Source organism: Rhodococcus sp. NPDC058505, from assembly GCF_042720095.1.
In the GTDB taxonomy this organism is placed as follows: domain Bacteria; phylum Actinomycetota; class Actinomycetes; order Mycobacteriales; family Mycobacteriaceae; genus Rhodococcus_G.
Window position 1 is genome coordinate 108,181 of record NZ_JBHXNB010000010.1, and the last position, 20,414, is coordinate 128,594.

Sequence of the window (20,414 nt, forward strand, 5' to 3'; positions counted from 1 at the left end):
CGGCTTCGAGGGAGCGACGAAGGAGAGAACAGGCGTGAGCACCAGTGTCATCGTTGCGGGGGCGCGGACCCCGATCGGCAAGCTGTCCGGCGCGTTGGCGTCGCTGACGGCGGCGGACCTCGGCGGCCGAGCGATCGCCGCCGCGATCGAGCGTGCGGGCGTCGGAACCGACGGCGTCGACGCCGTGGTCATGGGCACCGTCGTGCAGGCCGGTGTCGGCCCCAACCCGGCGCGGCAGGCGGCGGTCGCCGCGGGCCTGCCGATGACCGTGCCCGCCACCACCGTGAACAACCTGTGCCTGTCCGGGCTTGAGGCCATCATGCAGGCCGACCGGCTGATCGCGACCGGCGCCGCGGACGTCGTCGTCGCCGGCGGCATGGAATCGATGACCAACGCCCCCTACCTGGTGCGCGGCGCCCGTCAGGGCCTGAAGTACGGTTCCACCGGCTTTGAGGACGCCCTCGACCGCGACGCGCTCGTGTGCGCGTTCGACGGGGTCTCGATGGGCGCCTCCACCGAGAGCTACCAGGCGTCGGAGAACATCACCCGCGCCGAGCAGGACGAGTTCGCGGCCCGCTCACACCGCCTCGCCGCCGAGGCCACCGCCTCCGGCGCGTTCGCCGCCGAGATTGCGCCGGTGGAGATCGCCTCCCGCAAGGGCACCGTCACCGTGTCCGCCGACGAGGGCATCCGCGAGGCGACCACCGTCGAGTCCCTCGGCAAGCTGCGCCCGGCGTTCGCGAAGGACGGCACCATCACCGCGGGCGCGTCGTCGCAGCTGTCCGACGGCGCCGCCGCCGTCGTGGTCATGCGCAAGGACGTCGCCGAGGCCCGCGGCATCGAATGGCTCGCCGAGATCCGGGCGCACGCACTGGTCGCAGGACCGGACACCTCGCTGCTGCACCAGCCGGCGAACGCGATCGAGGCCGCGCTCAAGCGGGACGGCGAGACCACGGTCGCGGACCTCGACCTGCTGGAGATCAACGAGGCGTTCGCCGGTGTGTCGATCGCGTCGATCCGTCAGCTCGGTGTCGACGCCGACAAGGTGAACATCCACGGCGGCGCGATCGCGGTCGGGCACCCGGTCGGCATGTCCGGTGCCCGGATCGCGCTGTCGCTGGCGCATTCGCTCAAGGCCGCCGGGGGCGGTGTCGGCGCCGCGGCCCTCTGCGGCGGCGGCGGCCAGGGCATCGCGATGATCCTGTCCGTGTAGGCGCCTGCGGCGCCCGTGAGTCTTTTCGGTCCCGGTGTGGGCCAGAAGGACTCACGGGCGCGTCAGCGCCTGCCGCGCTTCGGCTTCTGCTTCGGCTTCGGCTTCTGCGGCGGGACTTTGCCCGCCGCGACCCGGGCGGCCTGCTTGGCCGCGGACTTCTGCGACGCGGTGCGCTTCGGTGCCGGCTCGGGTGCGCCGCGGCCACGCGAGCTGTTGACGCTGCGGCCGCGGACGATGCCGACGAACTCCTCGACCAGGTCCGTCGTCCGGGCGGCGGGCCAGGCCAGCGCGACGGGGGAGACCGGCGCGTCGGTGACCGTCCGGTACGTCAGATCCTTGCGATGGTGCAGCCGCGCCAGGGACTGCGGCACCACCAGCACGCCGACACCGGCCGCGACCAGTTCGACCGCATCGGCGATGGTGTCGGGACGGTGCCCGGCCGCCGTCCCCGGCCGCACCGCCCACTCGAGCATGTCGTCGAGCGGATGCAGCACGATCTCATCGGTCAGGTCCGCGGTCGACACCGCGTCGGCGGCGGTGACCACGTGGTCCTTCGGCACCACCACGACCGGTGTCTCCTCGTACAGCGCGATCACGCTGAGCTCGCCGCTGTCGATCGGCAACCGCACCAGGGCCGCGTCCGCGCCACCGTCCCGGAGCAGCGTCGGGGCGGCGGACTCGGTCGCCGCGACCAGTTCGAGGCGGACGTCCGGCATGCGTTCGCCCCAGATCCGCACCCACTTGGCGGGGGTGACGCCGGGCACGTACGCGAGCCGGAACGGGGCGGAGGGGGCGGGCTCGGTCATTCCGCCAGATTACCGGTCGATACCCTTGACCCATGAGTGCGCAGAAGACACCCCAGACGATGAAGCCGGCGACAGCCGCGAAGAAGCTGGACGTGTACCTCGAGGCGACCCCCGCCGAGTTCCGTGACGGCGTCGTCTCCCGCGAGGAGCTCGCAGACCTGCGGGCGAACCCGCCGCAGTGGCTGCAGGACCTGCGTGCCGACGGCCCGCACCCGAAGAATGTCGTCGCCGCGAAGCTCGGTGTCACGATCGCCGGACTCACGCGCGGCGGCGTCGCCGAGGCGTTGACCACCGAGCAGATCGACGCGCTGCTGGCCGACCAGCCGGACTGGCTGGTCGCCGAGCGCGCCAACCTCGTCGAGGTCCGCAAGGAGGACAAGCGGATTCGCGAGCAGCAGGCGGCGCAGCGGGAGGCGTCGAACCGTCAGCAGCGGCGCGCGAAGCCGATCCTGCACCCGCAGGACTGACCTTTCGGCGAGTAACACGCCCCGGCAGGGGGCCGATGTAGCCGTCCGTGCCCGGGAGCACCCGGTCACGTCCGAAGTGAGACCGTCACCAGTGATGAGGAGCTCCACCCGTGTCGAACCCGCATGACATGAGTTCGGATCCAACCGAGGTGATTCCGCGCGTGGATGCCGCGCAGCCGGTGCCGACGAGCCAGATGCCGACGAGCCATGTGCCGACGAGCGACGTGCCGACCAGCTACGCGCCGACGAGCGACGTGCCGACCAACTACGTGCCGACGAGTGACCTGCCGACCACCCAGGCGCAGGCTGCCCCGATCCCGGCTGCCCCGGCCCCGGCTGCGTCGGCGACCGCGGCGCCGGAACCGGGCAGCGGGTCACGGCGGCGCGCGGCGGTGCTCGCTGGCGCCTCGGTGGCCGCGCTGGTCGTCGGTGCGTTCGCCGGCTACCTCGTCGGGTCCGGCGGGTCGGGATCCGCGCCCGCGCCCGCCGCCGCGGCGGCCGCTCCGACGACGACTCCCGCGCCGGTGCCAGGTCCGGGGCAGTTCCTCGCGTCGTCCGGCACGCTCGACACCGTCAGCGGGACGTCGTTCGTGCTGCGGACCGCCGACGGCACCCGGGTCAACGTCCGGACCACGCCGGGCACCCGCGTGGTGACGCTGCGCGGCGACGCCGTCACCGATCTCGAGGCAGGCGACTCCGCCGTCGTGCAGGGCACCGGAACCCCCGCCGACTTCGTCGCGGATCTGGTGATCGCCGGGGGCCTGGCCGGGATCGGTCCGACCCCGGAACCGGCGGCGGCGCCGACGCAACAGGCCGAACCGGAACCGACCGCGGAGCAGTGGGAGCCACCGCAGCCCGCCGTCGCCGCGGTCCCGGAGGCGCCAGCCCCGGAGCCGGTCCCGGAGACCACCGAGGTTCCGCCGCCCGCGCCGACCACCAATCAGATCGGACCCGATCGCAGCGACTACGGCCCGAAGCAGGACAGCTACGGACCGGACCGCAGCGACTACGGCCCGAAGCAGGACAGCTACGGGCCCAGGCAGGACAGTTACGGGCCGAACTGACGCGGTCGCGCCGCTCGCCTGCTACCCCTCGACCACCTCGAACTCGTCGAACACCACCTCGCCTGCGGCGTCGGACTCGGCGAGGTTCACCTCGGCGAGCAGCGCCCAGCCGTGGTCGCCGTTCGGGTCGGCGATGGTCTGACGCACCCGCCACAGGTCCGCCTCGCGGGTGACGGTGAACAGCTGCGGGCCGCGGGCGTCGGGGCCGGTGCCGATCTCGGCGTACTCGTCGAAGTACAGCTCCATCAGGTCGGCCCAGTCGTCGGCGTCGAGCCCGTCACCCAACTCCGCCAACACCTCCCACCGGCGGCGCGACGCCAGTTCGATCCGTTTGAACATCGCGTTGCGGACCATCACGGTGAACGCGCGGACATTCGCCGTGACCGGGCGCGGGATGTCGGCGCCGAACGCGACCTGCTGGTCGTCGGATTCGACGCCCGGGTTCGTCAGCTGCTCCCACTCGTCGAGCAGCGACGAGTCCACCTGCCGGATCAGCTCGCCGAGCCACTCGACGAGGTCGTCGAACTCCTCGGTGCGCGCCGACTCCGGCACCGTCTGCCGCAGCGCGCGGTAGGCGTCGGCGAGGTACCGGAGCACCAGCCCCTCGGACCGGGCCAGCCCGTAGTGGCCGACCAGGTCCGCGAACGTCATCGCCTTCTCGATCATGTCCCGCACCACTGACTTCGGGGACAGCGCGAACTCCGACACCCACGGATGCCCGCCGCGGTAGGTCTCGAAGGCGGGGTAGAGCAGTTCCTCGAGCGGCTTCGGCCAGGTGACGTCCTCGAGGAGCTCCATCCGCTCCTCGTACTCGATGCCGTCGGCCTTCATCTGCTGCACGGCCTCGCCGCGGGCGGAATGCTGCTGCGCCATCAGGATCTGCCGCGGATCGTCGAGCGTCGATTCGATCACCGACACCACGTCCAACGCATAGGTGACCGCGCCGGAGTCGAGCAGGTCGATCGCGGCCAGCGCGAACGGGGACAGCGGCTGGTTCAGGGCGAAGTCCCGCTGCAGGTCGACGGTCAGGCGGGCCCACGAGCCGTTCTCGTCCGGCGTGTCGAGCTGCTCGACGATCCCGGCCTGCAGCAGCCCCCGGTACAGGGCGATGGCCCGCCGAATGTGCCCCAACTGCTTCGGCCGCGCCTCGTGACTGTCCTCGAGCAGATGCCGCATCGCGGTGAAGCAGTTGCCGGGCCGGGCGATCACGTTGAGCAGCATCGAATTCGACACCCGGAACCGGGAGACGAGCTGTTCGGGGGCAGCCGCGACGAGCCGCTCGAACGTCGGTTCACCCCACGACACAAACCCCTCCGGCGGCTTCTTGCGCTGAATCTTCTTGAGCTTCTTCGGATCGTCGCCCGCCTTGAGGACCAGGCGGTGGTTCTCGATCTCGTGCTCGGGTGCCTGCACCACCACGGTGCCCATCGTGTCGAACCCGGCCCGGCCTGCGCGCCCGGCGATCTGGTGGAACTCGCGGGCCCGCAGGTGTCGGGTGCGGGTGCCGTCGTACTTCGTGAGTCCGGTCATCAGCACGGTGCGGATCGGGACGTTGATGCCCACGCCGAGGGTGTCGGTGCCGCAGATGACCTTGAGCAGTCCGTCCTGCGCGAGCCGTTCGACCAGGCGCCGGTACTTCGGCAGCATGCCCGCGTGATGGACGCCGATGCCGTGCCGCACCAGCCGCGACAGCGTCCTGCCGAAACCGGTGGTGAACCGGAACGCGCCAATCGCCTCGGCGATCGCGGCCTTCTCCTCCTTCGAGCACATGTTGACGCTCGTCAACGCCTGCGCGCGTTCCAGCGCGGCGGCCTGGGTGAAATGCACCACGTACACCGGCGCTTGGTGGGTGGTGACGAGTTCCTCGATGGTCTCGCCGATCGGCGACTTCGCGTACGAGAACGTCAGCGGCACCGGCCGCTGCGTGCCCCCGACCACGGTCGTCGGCCGCCCGGTGCGGCGGGTCAGGTCGTCACGGAAGAAGGAAACATCGCCGAGGGTCGCGGACATCAGCAGGAACTGCGCGTTCGGCAGTTCGATCAGCGGAACCTGCCATGCCCAGCCGCGGTCCGGCTCCGAGTAGTAGTGGAACTCGTCCATCACCACCTGGCCGATGTCCGAGTCGGCGCCCTGCCGCAACGCCAGGTTCGCGACGATCTCCGCGGTCGCGCACACGATCGGTGCCTGCGAGTTCACCGACGCGTCGCCGGTCATCATGCCGACGTTCTCGGCGCCGAACACCTCGCACAACGCGAAGAACTTCTCACTGACCAGGGCCTTGATCGGCGCGGTGTAGAAGGTGCGGCGGCCGTCCGCGAGGGCCGCGAAGTGCGCTCCGATCGCGACCATCGACTTCCCGGACCCGGTCGGGGTGGACAGGATGACGTTCGCGCCGGACACGATCTCGATCAGCGACTCCTCCTGCGCCGGGTAGAGCGTCAGCCCGCGCCCGGACGCCCACCCCGCGAAGGCATCGAAGAGCGAGTCGGCGTCGGGGGAGTCGGGGATCAGATCGGAAAGGAGCACCGGTACAGGCTATCGGTCGCCGGAGGGGCCCTGGCTGCGTACTCGACGCTCGCCTCGTTCCTCGCTTGAGGGGTCAGACGGTGAGCAGTCCGGCGGCAACCAGCATCGCGACCGCGGTTGCCCCGTGGATTCCGTACGCGGACTTCCGGTTTCCCCCGTTGGCGAGCACGATGACCATGTCCCCGAGCGGGATCAGGGCCAGCACCAGGAGTAGGAGTGCAAGCTGGTCGCGGGCGGCGAGAATGAAGACGATCCCCAGGATTCCGGTGGTGGCGTCCCGAATGCCCTTCACCTGCCACCAGCCGCGGGCCTCGGGTGCGAGGCTGGTGGGAAGGCCGAATCCGGCGGCGTTGCCCGCGTTCTTGGCGAGATAGGCGATGCCGATCCCGAGGATGCCCAGCGCTCCGACCCAGGCGAGCGCGAGTCCGATCCAGGACAGCATGGTCGCTCCCTTCCGCGTAGGGACCGGTCAGGTCGCGCTGCGCTCGTCCGCCCCCATCGCGTCGAGGACCGCCTCCCTGGCCGCGCTGGACCCGGCGATGCTCGATTCGCCGACGCCGTCGAGGAGCGTCTGCCGCCATCGGTCGCGGTCGAACTCCAGCGGACGGGTTGTTGCGACGAAGTCCTCCACCACCTGCAGGAAGCGGATCGGGTCGTCGTGGAACGGGAAGTGGCCGCTGTCGGGGAAGATCTCCAACCGCGAGTGCGGCAGCGCGGCGTGCGCGAGGTGCGCGTGGCTCACGGGGATGACGGCGTCCCGGTCACCCCAGATGATCTGCACCGGGAGGTCCGCGGTCAGGTAGCACCGGTCCAGCATCGTCACCACCTGCCCGCGCCAGTCCACGACGGCGCGCAGGGTCCGCAGGAAGGCGTCCCTCGCGGTGGGATCGGGCAGGGAACGCAGCACCCGCACCAGGTCGGGGGCGTCGTGGAAGAGGGCGACGCTGCGGAACGGGCCGCGGTAGAGCTGGTCGGCGATCTGCCCGAGCGCCCCGATCAGGGTGAGCGCACCGGGGACCTGAAGCAGGCGCATCGCCTCGTTCGCGATCGGCAGCGACGCGAACCGCAGCGCCGGGTTGACGTCCTTGGTGACACCGCCGGGGGCGACGACGACCAGACGCTCGACCATCTGCGGGAATTGGTACGCGAACTGCAGCGCCACCCCGCCGCCGAGGGAATGCCCGACCACCGTTGCTCGGTCAAATCCGAGGACGGTCTGCAGGTCCCGGATGCCGTTCGCGTATGCCGCGATGGAGTAGTCGGCACGGGGCTTGTCGGAGCGGCCGTGCCCGAGCAGATCCGGCGCGATCACCGTGAAGTTCTTCGCCAGGTGCGGGATGACCTCGTTCCACGTCGCGGAGTTGTCGCCGATCCCGTGAATGAGGAGCAGGGCAGGTCCGCTGCCCGCGATCCGGAACGCGCGTCGATACCCGTGCACGGTCCGGAACGACAGCCGCGGTTCGGTGTCCGGAACCGTGCGCAGTGCGCGGGTGCGGTCTCCGCCCATGTCTCGCTCCTGTCGTCCGTCGGCCGGTATTTCGTTGGCCGACCTACCCAGTCGATGATCTGGACGATCGTATAGATGAACTCCTGTGCGCGCCGGATAACTGTAAAACGGATTCACATGTTGCGCTCGCCGGGCTCGCCGCCCTGGTCGGGGGCGTCACCGTCGGCGTCGAGCTCGGCGAGGAAGCGCTCAAACTCGGCGCCAAGCTCGTCCCCACTCGGCAGCTCACTCTCCGTCGCCAGCAGGCTCGACTGCTGTTCCTGCGCGGTCACATAGCTGTCGTACTGGCGCTCGAGCGCCCGCACCACCGACTCGACCTCCTCGTTCCCGTTCACCTGGGCGTCGACCTGTTCCCGGACGCGGGCCGCTGCCTCGCCGAGCGCGGCCAGCGGCAGCACCAGCCCGCCCGCCTCGCCGACGCGTTCGAGCAGCGTCTCCGCCGCCGCCGGGTAGTCGGCCTGTGCCAGGTAGTGCGGCACGTGCACGGAGTAGCCCATCGACTCGTGCCCGTGCTGGGACATCCGCAGCTCCAACAGCGAGGACGCGCTGCCCGGGATGCGCAGATCGCCGGGCCAGCCCTCGTTCTCGCCGACCAGATCCGGGTTCGCCGAGTGCGCGGTCACTCCCATCGGCCGGGTGTGCGGCACCGCCATCGGGATCGCGTTGAGCCCGATCGTGCGGCGGACGCCGAGCTGCTCGGCGAGCAGCCGGACGGCGGTGGTGAACCGATTCCACTTCAGGTCCGGTTCCAACCCGGACAGCAGCAGAAACGGGGTGCCCTCGGTGTCCCGGACCGCGTACAGGTTGAGCTCGGGGGCGTCGTAGTCGGTGAAGTGATTCGCCGTGAACGTCATCGTGGGTCGCCGGGACCGGTAGTCGATCAGCTCGTCCACCGCGAACGACGCGACCAGTTCGGTTTCCAGGCTCTCCCGCAGGTGCGTCGTCGCGAGCTTCACGGCATGACCTGCGTCGGAGTAGCCCTCCAGGCCGTGCACCAGCACCGGGCCGCTGCCGTCGTGCGCGGACACCACCGGGGCCGGGAACTCCAGCTCGTACATGCCCGACTGCTCGTCCATCGTCAAACCCCTTCGCGTTTACGTTGCCGACCAGTGTCCCTCACCGGCCGGCCGGGGCGATCACCCCGGTCCCACGCCCGATTGCATCAGTCAACGTGACGCGCGGACACATCATTCCCGTGTCGCCGGTGCGGGGACGCGCCGCGCCGCGCTCGGGTCGTCCCCGCGGTCCCGACCTGGCAGAGTTGACGCATCCGCCCGCAACCCGAGAGGACCGTCGTTGACTCGCCGAATGCTGATGGCCGGAGCGGCCGCCGCCACCCTGGTGGTCGCCGGATGCTCCTCGCACGTCTCGGGTGTCGCCGAACCGGTCGGGGGAGCGGCAACTCCCGCGGCGGGCACCGCGGACCGGGTCGAGGCGCCGCTGGCGTCGATGCTGCCCGCCCCGGACGACTTCCCGGCGCCCTACCAGGCCCTGGTGCTGCCGGAGCAGGCGGTGGAGCAGGCCGCCGCCGACCTGGACGGGATTCCGGCGGGCGCCAAGGTTGACCCGGCCGGGTGCAAGCCCCCGCCGCAGAACTTCGGTCCGGACGCCACCGCCCTGATCGTGGGCACCGACAACGACGCGCGGGCGACCGTCTCCGTGGAACTGACCCGGGTCGACACCCCGCTGTCGGTGCGGGCGAACGAGATCGACCAATGCCTGGAGCTGACCACGACGAAGAGCGGCGCGACGGCGACGGTCGCCACCACGGTGCTGCCCGCGCCCCCGCTCAACGCGGACGACACGCTGGCGCTGCGGCAGACGGTTACCTCCGGCACCCCCGACCGCACCGTCACCCAGTCGATGCTCAAGCTGTTCGCCCAGGTCGACGACGTGCGCATCTCCGCGACACACATGTCCTTCGGCGCAGGCACACCCGACTCGGTGACGCTGGACCAGCTGTTCACCGAGACCGTCCAGAAGGTCACCGCGGCGGCAAAGTAAACCCCGGCGGCATCAGCTGTGGAAGACGCGGGAATTCGTCCACAGGGCAGGCGGATTCGACGTCCGTGGCCCGGTGGTGGTCGCCCCGGTCGGGGACCGTGCAGGCATGACACGCAGGCAACCGAATCCCGCACCCGACGACGAACCGCGGCTGCGGATCAGCGAACCCGGCGACCTGATCGCCGCGATCCCCGCGATGCTCGGCTTCCGGCCGCACCGGTCCATCGTGGTGATCAGCCTCGGCGGTACCCCGACGGCGGTGCAGACCGTGATGCGGCAGGACCTTCCGGCCGGGGACGTCACCGCCGGTGACCGCGCCGGACTCGAACTGATCGCACGGGTGTGCGCGCGGTCCGACGCGAGCATGGCGGTCGCCGTCGTCGTCGACGACCGCGAACCCGGGACGCTCGGCCCGGCCGTCGCCGGCCTCGTCGACGGTGCGGCGGCCGCGCTCATCGCGGCCGGGGTGATGCTGACCGCGGTGCACGCGACGCCCTCGATCGAGGCGGGGCGACCGTGGTGGGGGATCCTCGGCGATCCGCGGTGCGGGCGACTGCCCGATCCGACCGCGTCGACGGTGGCCGCCGAGCAGGTGCTGCGGGGGCGCCCGATCCTCGCGTCGCGGGCCGAGCTGGCGCGGATCCTGCATCCGCTGCCCCGGCGGGACCGGCTGCGGATGGCGCGACTGCTCGCCGTCGCCCGCCACCCCGCCTCCCGGGCCGTCCCGCGACGCGACCGGGCGGCGCTCGAGTTCGCGCTCACCCGGATCGCCACCGTCGCGTCGACCGGGTATCTCACCGACGACGAGATCGTCGCGCTCTCGGTCGTGCTGGAGCGCCCCGCCGTCCGCGACTCGCTGCTGGGGTTGGCGGTCACCGCGGAGGCCGATGCCGCCGACCAGACCTGGATCGTGTTGGCGCGGGCCCTGCCCGGACCCGCACGGGCCGAGCCAGCGGCACTGCTCGGGTTCAGCAGCTACGTCCGCGGCAACGGCCCGCTGGCCGGGGTCGCGTTGGCCGCGGCGCTCGCCGCGAACCCCGACCATCGACTGGCGGGGCTCCTCGATCACGCGCTCGCCACCGGCATCCGCCCCGGCAAGATCGCCGACCTTGCCGGAACCGGACACCGGGCCGCCGCGGACCTCGGCGTCGCCCTGCCCCCGGTCGAACGGGAGCGCGCGTGACCGGGTGCGGTCAGCGGAAGTTGCGGTCGACCAGCGCGTCGACCAGGTCGGCGGTCGGGAAGTCTGCCATCACGACGCCCGTGCGTCCGGTCGGGTGCTCGGCGAGGTGGTCCTCGGTGCGGTCGAGGATCCCGGTCACGCCGGGCACCCCGCGCGCGACGGTCACCGGCACGGTGCCCGTCACCAGCGCGGCGGGAACGCCGGTGGCGCTGAGGTGATTCACGAAGAACGTCTCGCCGGGACCGGCCGCGGCCCGGTCGAACTGGGTGCGGATCAGGTCCCACTTGCGGTCGAGGTCGTCGAGGCCGGTGAGCTCGTAGCTGTCCTGGATGTCCATCGCGTCACCGCCCCACCGCGGACCGTACGTCGCCGCCGCCGCGAAGTTCTGGAGCAGCACCACCTTCCCGCGGGCCGCACCGAGGGTCGGGATGGAGTCGCCCCCGCCCGCGGGTGGCCGCCACAGGTGCTGCTGCAACCGGTCCCGGGTTGCGGGGTCGGCGTCGATGTACCACCGCAGGGTGTCCTCATAGGTGCGGGTGTTCTCGGCGGCCGTGTACTCCTCCTTGAGACGCATGACCACCGCCTCGGTCGGATGGCTGCGGAGGAAGTCGGTGACCTGAACGACGACGTCGGTGAAGGTGCTGTCGAGGTACTCGATGCCGTGGTGGATCGGGAAGGCGTCCCGGAAGTGCCGGGTCCGGACATCGAGGACCCGGACCCCCGCCCGCAACTGGGTCGGGAGGTCGGCGTCTTGCGTCTGCGCGAAGATCGACCCGCGGTGCGCCATCGTGTCGTGCGTGCCGGGCAGGGACAGTTCGGACAGCCCGACGTCGTCGGGCAGCAGACTCATCCAGTCGGGGTTGTCCGCGCTCGCCAGATCGCCGGGCGCGACCGATCCCGACGCGCTGCCAAGGTCCGGCGCGGTGGAACCGGGGGCCGCCGCGGCGGGGGGAGCGGTGAGGAGAAGCAGTGCCGCAAGGGGGATCAACAGTGCACGCACCGTCGATCCCCCGAGCGCACGAGTGGATTTCGCCACGGACACGGTCCTTTGCTGGCACGCGGGTAGGCGGGGCCGACGCCCGGCTACGGGAATGCTGTGGAGCATCGCATGCCGTGCCGCAGCGGCGTCGGCGAATGCCCGCCTTCGGTGGCTACCCGCGCTGGGCGGCGTGCGAGCGGTCCCCGAGATCCTGCAGGTACGTCCAGGCGTCCGAGACGATCTCGTCGAGATCGGTGTGCTTCGGCCGCCAGCCGAGGTCGGCGATCGCCTTCTCGCTCGACGCGACGAGGACCGCGGGGTCGCCCGCGCGTCGCGGCGCGTCCTCCGCGGAGATCGGCAGCCCGGTCACCCGGCGGCATGCCGAAATCACTTCGCGAACACTGAAACCCGCACCGCTACCGAGGTTGTAGACCGAATGCGTTCCGGCGACGGCGTTGTCGAGGGCCAGCAGGTGCGCTTCGGCAAGGTCGAGAACGTGGATGTAGTCCCGGACCGCGGTGCCGTCCGGCGTCGGCCAGTCGGTGCCGAACACCGAGATCTTGTCTCGCTGCCCGAGCGCGACCTGGAGCACCAGCGGGATGAGATGCGTTTCCACGACGCGGTTCTCGCCAGCGCCGCGGTAGGCGCCCGCGACATTGAAGTAGCGCAGGCTGGTCGCCGCCAGACCGTACGCGGCGGCGTACGAGGTGATGGCATGGTCGATCGCCAGCTTCGTTGCCCCGTACGGGTTGGTCGGCCGCGTCGGATCGTCCTCGGTGATGGGCGTGCGATCGGGTTCGCCGTACGTGGCGGCCGTCGACGAGAACACCAGCCGCGGAGTGCCGGACGTGCGCATCGCCTCCAGCAGCGCGAGGGTGGTCACGACGTTGCCCTGCCAGTACTTCGCCGGCTCGAGCACCGACTCACCGACCAGCGACTGCGCCGCGAAGTGCAGGACCCCGTCGAAACCCGGGCCCTCGCCGAGGACCCGGCCCGCCACCGCGGCGACGTCGCCCTCGACGAACACCGCGCCAGCGGGCACCGCATCCGCGTTGCCGGTCGACAGGTCGTCGATCACCACCACGTCGTGACCGCGTTCGAGCAACACCGTTGCGCACACACTGCCCACGTAACCGGCACCGCCGGTGACCAGAAGTCGCACGCGATCAGACCTGCTTGACCTGGACGGCGTGCGCCATCTCCGCGGGCAGGTCGACACCCTCGTGTCCGGGAACGGTGATCGTCACCGAGTCCGGATGGGTCTCGACCGTCACCCGGGCGTTCGGCACCACACCGGCATCGCGCAGCTGCGAGATGATCTCGGGGTCCGACTGCACGTGCTCGGCGAGCCTGCGGACCACCACCGCGGTGGGCTGCCCGGTGGGAACCTCGGTCAACCGGATCAACGACTCGGCACCCACCTCGGCGTCGAGGCCGAGCTGAGCGAGACCCGGGATCGGGTTGCCGTACGGCGACGTGGTCGGGTTGTTGAGCACCTTCACCAGCCTGCGCTCGACCTCCTCGCTCATCACGTGCTCCCAGCGGCACGCCTCGGCGTGCACCTGATCCCACTCGAGTCCGATCACGTCGACCAGCAACCGTTCCGCGAGACGATGCTTGCGCATCACCGCGATCGCGAGATCACGGCCCTTCTCGGTCAGCTCCAGGTGCCGGTCGCCGGCAACCAGCAGCAGCCCGTCGCGCTCCATCCGCGCCACCGTCTGGCTGACCGTCGGCCCGCTCTGCTCAAGCCGCTCGGCGATGCGTGCCCGCAACGGCACGACGCCTTCCTCTTCAAGGTCGTAGATCGTCCGGAGGTACATCTCCGTTGTGTCGACCAGATCCTTCACGCTCACGCCCCTTCGTTCCCGGCAATTCTACCGGGGTGATCCGACGAATCAGTGCCTCACGCGCCGCGGCTGCGACTGACACCACACGCTGCACCTGCCGTACAACGCCGTGCGCCGCTCGCGCCTTCCCGCCCGGCGACAGTAGCGTGACGGCATGGCCGACTCGCCCCCTTCCCCCCTGACGGGCACCGGTGCCGACGGCGTCGTCGTGTGGAGCCCCGACTATCTCGACTATCGGTGGAGCGCGGACCATCCGATGAACCCGACGCGGCTGGACCTGACGATGTCACTCGCGCGCGGGCTTGGCCTGATCGAGGGTGCCGAGATCGTCGCACCCCACCCCGCGACCGACGCGGACCTCCTGCGGATCCACACCCCCGGTTACATCGCGGCGGTGAAGGCGGCGGGCGCGGGACCGGTGCAGGGGCTCGCCGACGCCCGCGCCGACGGGGAGGCAGCGCCGCACGGGCTGGGCAGCGAGGACAACCCGATCTTCCCGCACATGCACGAGGCCAGCGCGATCCTCGCGGGCGGCACCCTCGCCGCGGCCCGCGAGGTCGCGGCCGGGCGAACCCGGCGCGCGGTGAGCATCGGTGGCGGGATGCACCACGCGATGGCGGACTGGGCCTCCGGCTTCTGCGTGTACAACGACGCGGCGATCGCCATCTCCTGGTTGCTGGACAACGGATTCGACCGGATCGCGTACCTCGATGTCGATGCCCACCACGGCGACGGCGTGCAGCACGCGTTTCTCGGTGATCCGCGGGTGCTGACGGTGTCCATTCACCAGCACCCGGCCACCCTGTGGCCCAACACCGGCTGGTCCAGCGAGGTCGGCTCCGGTGCGGGGGAGGGCACCTCGGTCAACATTCCGGTCCTGCCCGGGACGGTGGATGCGGTGTGGCTGAGGGCATTCCACGCCGTGGTTCCCGGCGTCGTCGCCGCGTTCCAGCCGCAGATCGTGATCAGCCAGTGCGGCGTCGACAACCATCGTGAGGACCCGCTCGCGGACCTCTCGCTCACCGTCGACGGGCAGCGCGCCGCGTTCCGCGCCATGCGCGACCTGGCCGACCGGTACGCGGACGGACGCTGGATCGCGGTCGGCGGCGGCGGCTACGGGCTGGTGCGGGTCGTGCCCCGCGCCTGGACCCACCTGATCGCCACCGCGCTCGGCCGCGACCTCGACCCGGCGACCGCCGTGCCGGGGCCGTGGCGGGACCGGGTCGCCGCGCTTGCCCCGTCCGTCGAGGTGCCGACCACGATGAGCGACGGCGGCGACGCGGGCCACCTGTCGTGGGACGGGCCGGGCGGGACACCCGAGACCGGCAACGACACCGTCGACCGGGCGCTGGTCCGGGTCGACGCCGCGATCATCGCCACCCGCAGGGCGAGTTTCCCGCTGCTCGGCCTGGACCCGGAGGACCCTCGTGACTGACCAGCCCCTTCCCGACCGGACCCAGCGCCCGGCGTTCCCCGCGCACTGGATCGCGGATGTGCTCGCGACCGACGGCGGCGCCGTGCACCTGCGGCCGATCACCCCCGCCGACGCCGACCGGCTCATCGCGTTCCACGCCAAGCTGTCCGAACGGACCCGGTACCTGCGCTACTTCGGGCCCTACCCGACGATGTCCCAGCGCGACCTCGTGCGCTTCACCACCGTCGACCACCACAACCGGGTCGCGTTCGTCGCGATCCTCGGCGACGACATCATCGCGGTCGGGCGGTACGAGCGCCTGCTCGACGTCGGCGACGGACTCTCCGCCGAGGTCGCATTCGTCGTCGCCGACGAACACCAGGGCCGCGGCCTCGGCCCGATCCTGCTCGAGCACCTCGCTGGCGCGGCCGCCGAGAACCACCTGACGATGTTCGTTGCCGAGGTGCTCGCCGAGAACCGCAACATGGTCAGCGTGTTCCGGGAGGCCGGGTACCAGGTCAGCCGCAGCTTCGAGGGCGGGGTGCTGCGCCTCGAGTTCGCCATCGACCCCACCGAGGCGCTGCTGACGGTGCGCAACGCCCGCGAACGCGCCGCCGAGGCGCGCAGCGTCCGCAACCTGCTCAGCCCCCAGTCGGTTGCGGTGATCGGTGCGTCCACCGACGACGCCAAGGTGGGCAATGCGGTGCTCCGCAACCTCCTCGAGGCCGGCTTCGCCGGTCCGGTGTACCCGGTCAACGCCGAACACCGGTCGGTGCGCGGGGTCCGGGCCTATCCCTCGGTCCGCGACATCCCCGACGACGTGGACCTCGCGGTCGTCGCGGTGCCCGCCGAGGCGATCGACGCGGTCCTCGACGACTGCCTCGCCAAGGGCGTCAAGGCGCTGGTCGTCGTCTCCTCCGGGTTCAGCGAGACCGGTTCGGACGGCTACGACTCCGAACGCCGACTCGTGCACGCGGCCCGCGCCCACGGCATGCGCCTGGTCGGCCCGAACGCGCTCGGCGTCGCGAACACCCACACCGCGGTCCAGTTGAACGCGACCCTGGCCCCGGTCCTTCCGCACGGCGGGAAGGTCGGCTTCTTCTGCCAGTCCGGCGCCCTCGGCATCGCGATCCTCGACGAGGCCGCACGCAGGAAACTCGGGCTGTCGACATTCGTCTCGGCGGGCAACCGCGCCGACGTCTCCGGCAACGACCTGCTGCAGTACTGGGACAGCGACCCCGACACCGAGGTGGTGCTGCTGTACCTGGAGTCGTTCGGCAACCCGCGCAAGTTCTCCCGCATCGCGCGGCGGGTGGCCCGCAACAAGCCGGTCGTCGCGGTCAAGTCCGGGCGGCACGCCGTCCCGACCGCGCTCAAGGCGACCTCCGTCGAGATCGACGACTCCATCGTCTCCGACCTGTTCGCACAGGCAGGCGTGGTCCAGGTCGGATCGATCGCCCAACTCTTCGACTGCGCCGTGTTGTTCGGCTACCAGCCGCTGCCCTCGGGGCCGCGGCTGGCGGTGGTCGGCAACTCGTCGGCACTCGGGTTGCTCGCCGTCGACGCCGCCCGGTCCGAGGGACTCGAGGCGGCCGACCCGGTCGACCTCGGGCCGCAGGCCACCCCGGACCAGTTCGCGGGCGCGGTGCGGGCCGCGATCGAGAATCCCGCGGTGGACTCGGTGATCGCGGTGTTCGTTCCGCCCGTCGCGATGGACCCGGAGCCGTACGCGAAGGCGCTGCGGGACGCCGCCAGCGACAGCGGCAAGCCGATCGTCACCACCTTCCTCGCCGTCGAAGGCATCCCGGACGTGCTCGCGGTGCCCGGACCCGCGGGGCACCCGGTGCGCGGATCCGTCCCGTCCTATCCGGGGCCCGAGCGGGCCGCGCTGGCGCTGGCCCGGGCGTGGCGGTACGCGCAGTGGCGGGACAAGCCGACCTCGCAGGTGGTGCGCCCCGACGGCATCGACGCCGCCCGCGCCGCCGACCTCGTGCACACCTGGGTCGAGGGCAGCGGCCCCGACGGCCGCTGGCTCACCGACTTCGAGGCCGCGGAACTGCTCGCCTGCTACGGCGTCGCGATCGCGCAGTTCGCCGCCGCCTCCAGCGAGGACCAGGCCGTCGCGGCGGCCGCCGAGCTCGGCTACCCGGTGGCGGTGAAGGCGACCCGCGAGCAGTGGCGGCACCGCCCCGACCTCGGTGGGGTGCGGCTCGACCTCGACACCCCGGACGGGGTGCGCCGCGCCTACCGGGACCTTGCCGCCGCCTCCGGCGACCCGCTGCTGTACGTGCAGAAGATGGCGACAAAGGGGTTCGGCTGCGCGATCGGGGTGCAGGACGACCCGTCGTTCGGGTCACTGATCTCGTTCGGCCTTGCCGGGGTGATCTCCGACCTGCTCGGCGACCGGGCCTACCGGGTGCTGCCGTTGACCGAGGAGGAGGCGGGGGAACTGATCGACGCGCCGAAGGCGGCGCCGCTGCTGGCCGGCTACCGGGGCGGGCCGGGAGTCAATCGGGCGGCGCTGGTGGACCTGCTGCAGCGCATCTCCGCGCTCGGCGACGACCTCCCCGAGGTCCGCGAGCTGGTGTGCGAACCGGTCCTGGCCAGCGCCACCGGCGCCGAGATCACCGACTCCCGGGTCCGGATCGGTCCCGAACCGAGCACCAGGGTCGACCTGGGGCCCCGCAGGCTGCGCTGATCCGAGCGGGCGGGGCGGTCATGGGCGCGCCGACCGGTCCGTGACACCCGAGGGGGGAGGGGGTCGGGACCGGCCGGCGCGGGTCGGGGGGGGGGGGGAGCGTCAGCTGGCGTAGGCCCGCAGGCGGTCGGCGCGCTCACCCTGACGCAGCTTGCCCATCACCTCGCGTTCGATCTGCCGGACCCGCTCCCGGGAAAGGCCGAAGATCTTGCCGATCTGATCCAGGGTCCGCGGCTGCCCGTCGTCCAGGCCGTAGCGGAGCCGGATCACCTGCTGTTCCCGCTCGTCCAGGGTGCCGAGCACGCTGCGGACGTCGCTGTGCAGCAGCCCCGCGATCACCGCGTTCTCCGCGGACGTCGCCTCCGAGTCCTCGATGAAGTCGCCGAGCGGGGCCTCCTCATCGGTGCCGACCGGCATGTCCAGGCTGACCGGATCCCGGCTGTGGTCGAGCAGATCGGCAATCTTCGCGACCGGGATGCCCGACTCCTCCGACAGCTCGTCGTCGGTGGCCTCCCTGCCGAGCTGCTGATGGAGTTCCCGCTTGATCCGGGCCAGCTTGTTCACCTGCTCGACCAGGTGCACGGGCAGCCGGATGGTTCGGGACTGGTCCGCCATGCCGCGGGTGATGGCCTGCCGGATCCACCACGTCGCATACGTGGAGAACTTGAAACCCTTCGCGTAGTCGAACTTCTCCATCGCGCGGATCAGGCCGAGGTTGCCCTCCTGGATCAGGTCGAGCAGCGGCATGCCGCGGCCGGTGTACCGCTTCGCCAGCGAGACGACCAGCCGCAGGTTCGCCTCAAGCAGATGGCTGCGGGCCCGCTCCCCGTCCCGGACGATGCTGGCCAGGTCCCGCTTCTTCGCCGCCGTCAGCCGCTTGCCCGTGTTGAGCACGTGCGCCGCGTACAGTCCCGCCTCGATCCGCTTCGCCAGCTCGACCTCGTCCGCTGCGGTCAGCAACGCGGTGCGTCCGATCCCGTTCAGGTAGACGCGGACCAGGTCCGCGGCCGGGGACTGGGCGTCCAGATCCTCGGGGGTCGGGCGCGCTCGGCGGGTGGTGGGGCTCGTCATGACCTGCCTCCTCATCGGTGGTCTCTCACGATGTTCAACGCCCCACCGGCAGGCAAAGTTCCCGAGCGGTCCCGGTCACATCGGCGCTGACCTGCGTATTTCCCGCCTCGCGCCTGAGAAGTAGCTGAGAAGAACGGCGACCGGGAACGGTGCGTCAGGCGGGGAGCACCAGACCGTGCCGCACCAGGCCGTGCAGCAGCGCGACGGCGGCGTCCGCCAGCGGTTCCGCGGGCTCGTCGTGTGCCGCGGCGAGCAGATCCACCAGTTCGCCCAACGCCAACCCGTCCCCGCGCATTCCGCCGAGCAGCGCCGCGGCCAGGTCGTCCACCTCGTGCTGCCACGCGGGGCCGTCCCCTCGATGCACCCGCGCCACGACCTGCCGCCAGCCCTCCTCGCCCGGCAGGTACACCCGCTCCAGCGCCGTCGCGGGTGCCACCGCGAAGCGTTCCTCGAGCACGTCCCGCTCCCGCAGCCACGCCACCCGATCGAGATAGCCGAGCGCCTCGTCGCCCAGCGGATCGCTGTAGCCGTGCCGCAGATCCTCCGCAAGCACGTCCGACGGGGCGTCGGTCCGCCGCAGGTACACGAACCCGAATCCGATCCCCTCAACGTCGCTGTCCGCGAAGTGCGCCAGCCACGACTCGGCCTGCGCGGCCGTCGCCGGATCCCGCGGGTCCAGCCCGGCGTCCCGCATCCAGGTGCCGACGTACAGCGCCGGGTCGGCGACGTCGCGCTGCACGATCCAGGCGTCCACGCCGTGCGCGGGCAGCCACGACGCCACCCGGGACCGCCAGTCCTGGCCTGCCACGTGCACCCACGACGCGAGCATCGCCGCGGTCCCGCCCGGGTTCAGGTGCTCGCTCGCCCGCGAGATCATCAGCTCGCTCGCCCCGTCCAGGTCCAACCCCGAATCCCGGTAGGTGTGCTCGACCCTGGCCCGCCCCACCACGAACGGCGGATTCGCCACCACCCGATCGAAGGCGCGGCCGGCGACCGGCTCGAACCATGATCCCGGCAGCAACTCCGCCTGGACCCCATTGAGCGCGAACGTCGCGGCCGCCAGGTCGAGGGCCCGCACATTGATGTCGGTCGCCGTCACCGAACCGGCGTACTCGGCGGCGTGCAGCGCCTGGATCCCGCAGCCGGTGCCGACGTCGAGCACCGACCCCGTCGCCGCCGTCGGGGTGCCGCGCAGCAGCGACAGTGACGCGTGCCCGACCCCGAGCACGTGATCCGGCGCCGTCGTGCGTGGCCGCATGCTCCCGTCCAGGTCGGCGAGCACCCAGCGGTTGCCGTGGCCGAGGTCCATCGGCCGCAGGTCCAACGCGGCCCGGACCAGGTCGCCGTCCCGTTCGAGCAGCCCCGCGGCGACCGCATGGTCGAGATCGACGGGCGCGAGCACCGCCGCGACCTCGGCCGCGGCGCAGTCATCGCCGAGCAGGAACAGTCGAGTCAGTACGCCAAGCTCGCCCGCATCCCGGGTGGCGCGGCGGACCGGCACCGGCTCGTACCGGCTGAGCGCGGCATGCGCGTCCGCCCCCAGTGCATCGAGCAGGGCGTCGGCGGTGTAGTCGGTGCGGTGCAGGGCCTCGCGCAGCGGGCCGCACAGGGAGAGGAGGTCGCGGTTCACGC

17 protein-coding genes are annotated in these 20,414 nt (G+C 71.6%); 7 read left to right on the forward strand and 10 right to left on the reverse strand.

All coding sequences use genetic code 11. The features are described from left to right. Positions 1-34 precede the first annotated feature (34 nt). Positions 35-1,213 carry an acetyl-CoA C-acyltransferase gene (locus ACFWPA_RS10420; RefSeq protein ID WP_378508764.1) on the forward strand — a complete coding sequence of 393 codons (1,179 nt, stop codon included), beginning with the start codon at positions 35-37 and terminating at the stop codon, positions 1,211-1,213. A 62-nt stretch (positions 1,214-1,275) separates the two neighbouring features. Here the strand turns inward: ACFWPA_RS10420 and ACFWPA_RS10425 are convergent, their stop codons facing one another. Next, positions 1,276-2,019 (reverse strand): LysR substrate-binding domain-containing protein, encoded by a 744-nt coding sequence (locus ACFWPA_RS10425; RefSeq protein WP_378508763.1) that lies wholly within the window; start codon positions 2,017-2,019, stop codon positions 1,276-1,278. 32 nt (positions 2,020-2,051) lie between these two features. On the opposite strand from ACFWPA_RS10425, the gene ACFWPA_RS10430 reads away from it, so the two are divergent. Beyond that, a complete protein-coding gene (locus tag ACFWPA_RS10430) occupies positions 2,052-2,486 on the forward strand; it encodes a DUF5997 family protein (protein WP_378508762.1) in 435 nt (144 codons plus the stop codon). Positions 2,487-2,614: 128 nt separating this feature from the next. Continuing rightward, complete coding sequence (locus tag ACFWPA_RS10435; RefSeq protein ID WP_378508761.1) at positions 2,615-3,550, forward strand: hypothetical protein; 936 nt, start codon at positions 2,615-2,617, stop codon at positions 3,548-3,550. A gap of 21 nt (positions 3,551-3,571) precedes the next feature. Here ACFWPA_RS10435 and ACFWPA_RS10440 read toward each other — a convergent pair whose 3' ends face one another. The 4 genes from ACFWPA_RS10440 to ACFWPA_RS10455 all read right to left on the reverse strand — a co-directional run bounded on the left by ACFWPA_RS10440 (position 3,572) and on the right by ACFWPA_RS10455 (position 8,659). Next, positions 3,572-6,076 (reverse strand): DEAD/DEAH box helicase, encoded by a 2,505-nt coding sequence (locus ACFWPA_RS10440; protein WP_378508760.1) that lies wholly within the window; start codon positions 6,074-6,076, stop codon positions 3,572-3,574. A 73-nt stretch (positions 6,077-6,149) separates the two neighbouring features. Beyond that, positions 6,150-6,518 carry a DUF4267 domain-containing protein gene (locus tag ACFWPA_RS10445; RefSeq protein ID WP_378508759.1) on the reverse strand — a complete coding sequence of 123 codons (369 nt, stop codon included), beginning with the start codon at positions 6,516-6,518 and terminating at the stop codon, positions 6,150-6,152. A 27-nt stretch (positions 6,519-6,545) separates the two neighbouring features. Then, a complete protein-coding gene (locus tag ACFWPA_RS10450) occupies positions 6,546-7,583 on the reverse strand; it encodes an alpha/beta fold hydrolase (protein ID WP_378508758.1) in 1,038 nt (345 codons plus the stop codon). A 113-nt stretch (positions 7,584-7,696) separates the two neighbouring features. Then, positions 7,697-8,659 carry a PAC2 family protein gene (locus ACFWPA_RS10455; protein WP_378508757.1) on the reverse strand — a complete coding sequence of 321 codons (963 nt, stop codon included), beginning with the start codon at positions 8,657-8,659 and terminating at the stop codon, positions 7,697-7,699. A gap of 232 nt (positions 8,660-8,891) precedes the next feature. Here ACFWPA_RS10455 and ACFWPA_RS10460 point away from each other — a divergent pair, with 232 nt between their 5' ends. Both ACFWPA_RS10460 and ACFWPA_RS10465 read left to right on the forward strand, forming a co-directional pair. Beyond that, positions 8,892-9,587, forward strand: a complete 696-nt coding sequence (locus ACFWPA_RS10460) for a sensor domain-containing protein (protein ID WP_378508855.1) — start codon at positions 8,892-8,894, stop codon at positions 9,585-9,587. 106 nt (positions 9,588-9,693) lie between these two features. Continuing rightward, a complete protein-coding gene (locus ACFWPA_RS10465) occupies positions 9,694-10,770 on the forward strand; it encodes a DUF4192 domain-containing protein (protein WP_378508756.1) in 1,077 nt (358 codons plus the stop codon). A 10-nt stretch (positions 10,771-10,780) separates the two neighbouring features. Here ACFWPA_RS10465 and ACFWPA_RS10470 read toward each other — a convergent pair whose 3' ends face one another. The 3 genes from ACFWPA_RS10470 to ACFWPA_RS10480 all read right to left on the reverse strand — a co-directional run bounded on the left by ACFWPA_RS10470 (position 10,781) and on the right by ACFWPA_RS10480 (position 13,599). Continuing rightward, positions 10,781-11,806 (reverse strand): phosphatidylinositol-specific phospholipase C, encoded by a 1,026-nt coding sequence (locus ACFWPA_RS10470; RefSeq protein ID WP_378508755.1) that lies wholly within the window; start codon positions 11,804-11,806, stop codon positions 10,781-10,783. A gap of 115 nt (positions 11,807-11,921) precedes the next feature. Next, positions 11,922-12,911, reverse strand: coding sequence for a UDP-glucose 4-epimerase GalE (galE, locus tag ACFWPA_RS10475; RefSeq protein WP_378508754.1), 990 nt, complete (start codon positions 12,909-12,911; stop codon positions 11,922-11,924). A gap of 4 nt (positions 12,912-12,915) precedes the next feature. Then, on the reverse strand, positions 12,916-13,599 hold the full coding sequence (locus ACFWPA_RS10480) for an iron dependent repressor, metal binding and dimerization domain protein (RefSeq protein ID WP_378508854.1): 684 nt from the start codon (positions 13,597-13,599) through the stop codon (positions 12,916-12,918). 154 nt (positions 13,600-13,753) lie between these two features. Here ACFWPA_RS10480 and ACFWPA_RS10485 point away from each other — a divergent pair, with 154 nt between their 5' ends. Continuing rightward, a complete protein-coding gene (locus ACFWPA_RS10485) occupies positions 13,754-15,034 on the forward strand; it encodes an acetoin utilization protein AcuC (RefSeq protein WP_378508753.1) in 1,281 nt (426 codons plus the stop codon). Continuing rightward, the gene (locus ACFWPA_RS10490; protein ID WP_378508752.1) at positions 15,027-17,711 is read left to right on the forward strand and encodes a GNAT family N-acetyltransferase; all 2,685 of its coding nucleotides are present in this window, start codon (positions 15,027-15,029) and stop codon (positions 17,709-17,711) included. Before ACFWPA_RS10485 ends, ACFWPA_RS10490 begins: the two co-directional genes overlap by 8 nt. A gap of 102 nt (positions 17,712-17,813) precedes the next feature. Here ACFWPA_RS10490 and ACFWPA_RS10495 read toward each other — a convergent pair whose 3' ends face one another. Further along, positions 17,814-18,782, reverse strand: coding sequence for a sigma-70 family RNA polymerase sigma factor (locus ACFWPA_RS10495; RefSeq protein ID WP_378508751.1), 969 nt, complete (start codon positions 18,780-18,782; stop codon positions 17,814-17,816). Positions 18,783-18,936: 154 nt separating this feature from the next. After that, positions 18,937-20,412, reverse strand: a complete 1,476-nt coding sequence (locus tag ACFWPA_RS10500) for a methyltransferase (protein ID WP_378508750.1) — start codon at positions 20,410-20,412, stop codon at positions 18,937-18,939. Positions 20,413-20,414 lie beyond the last annotated feature (2 nt).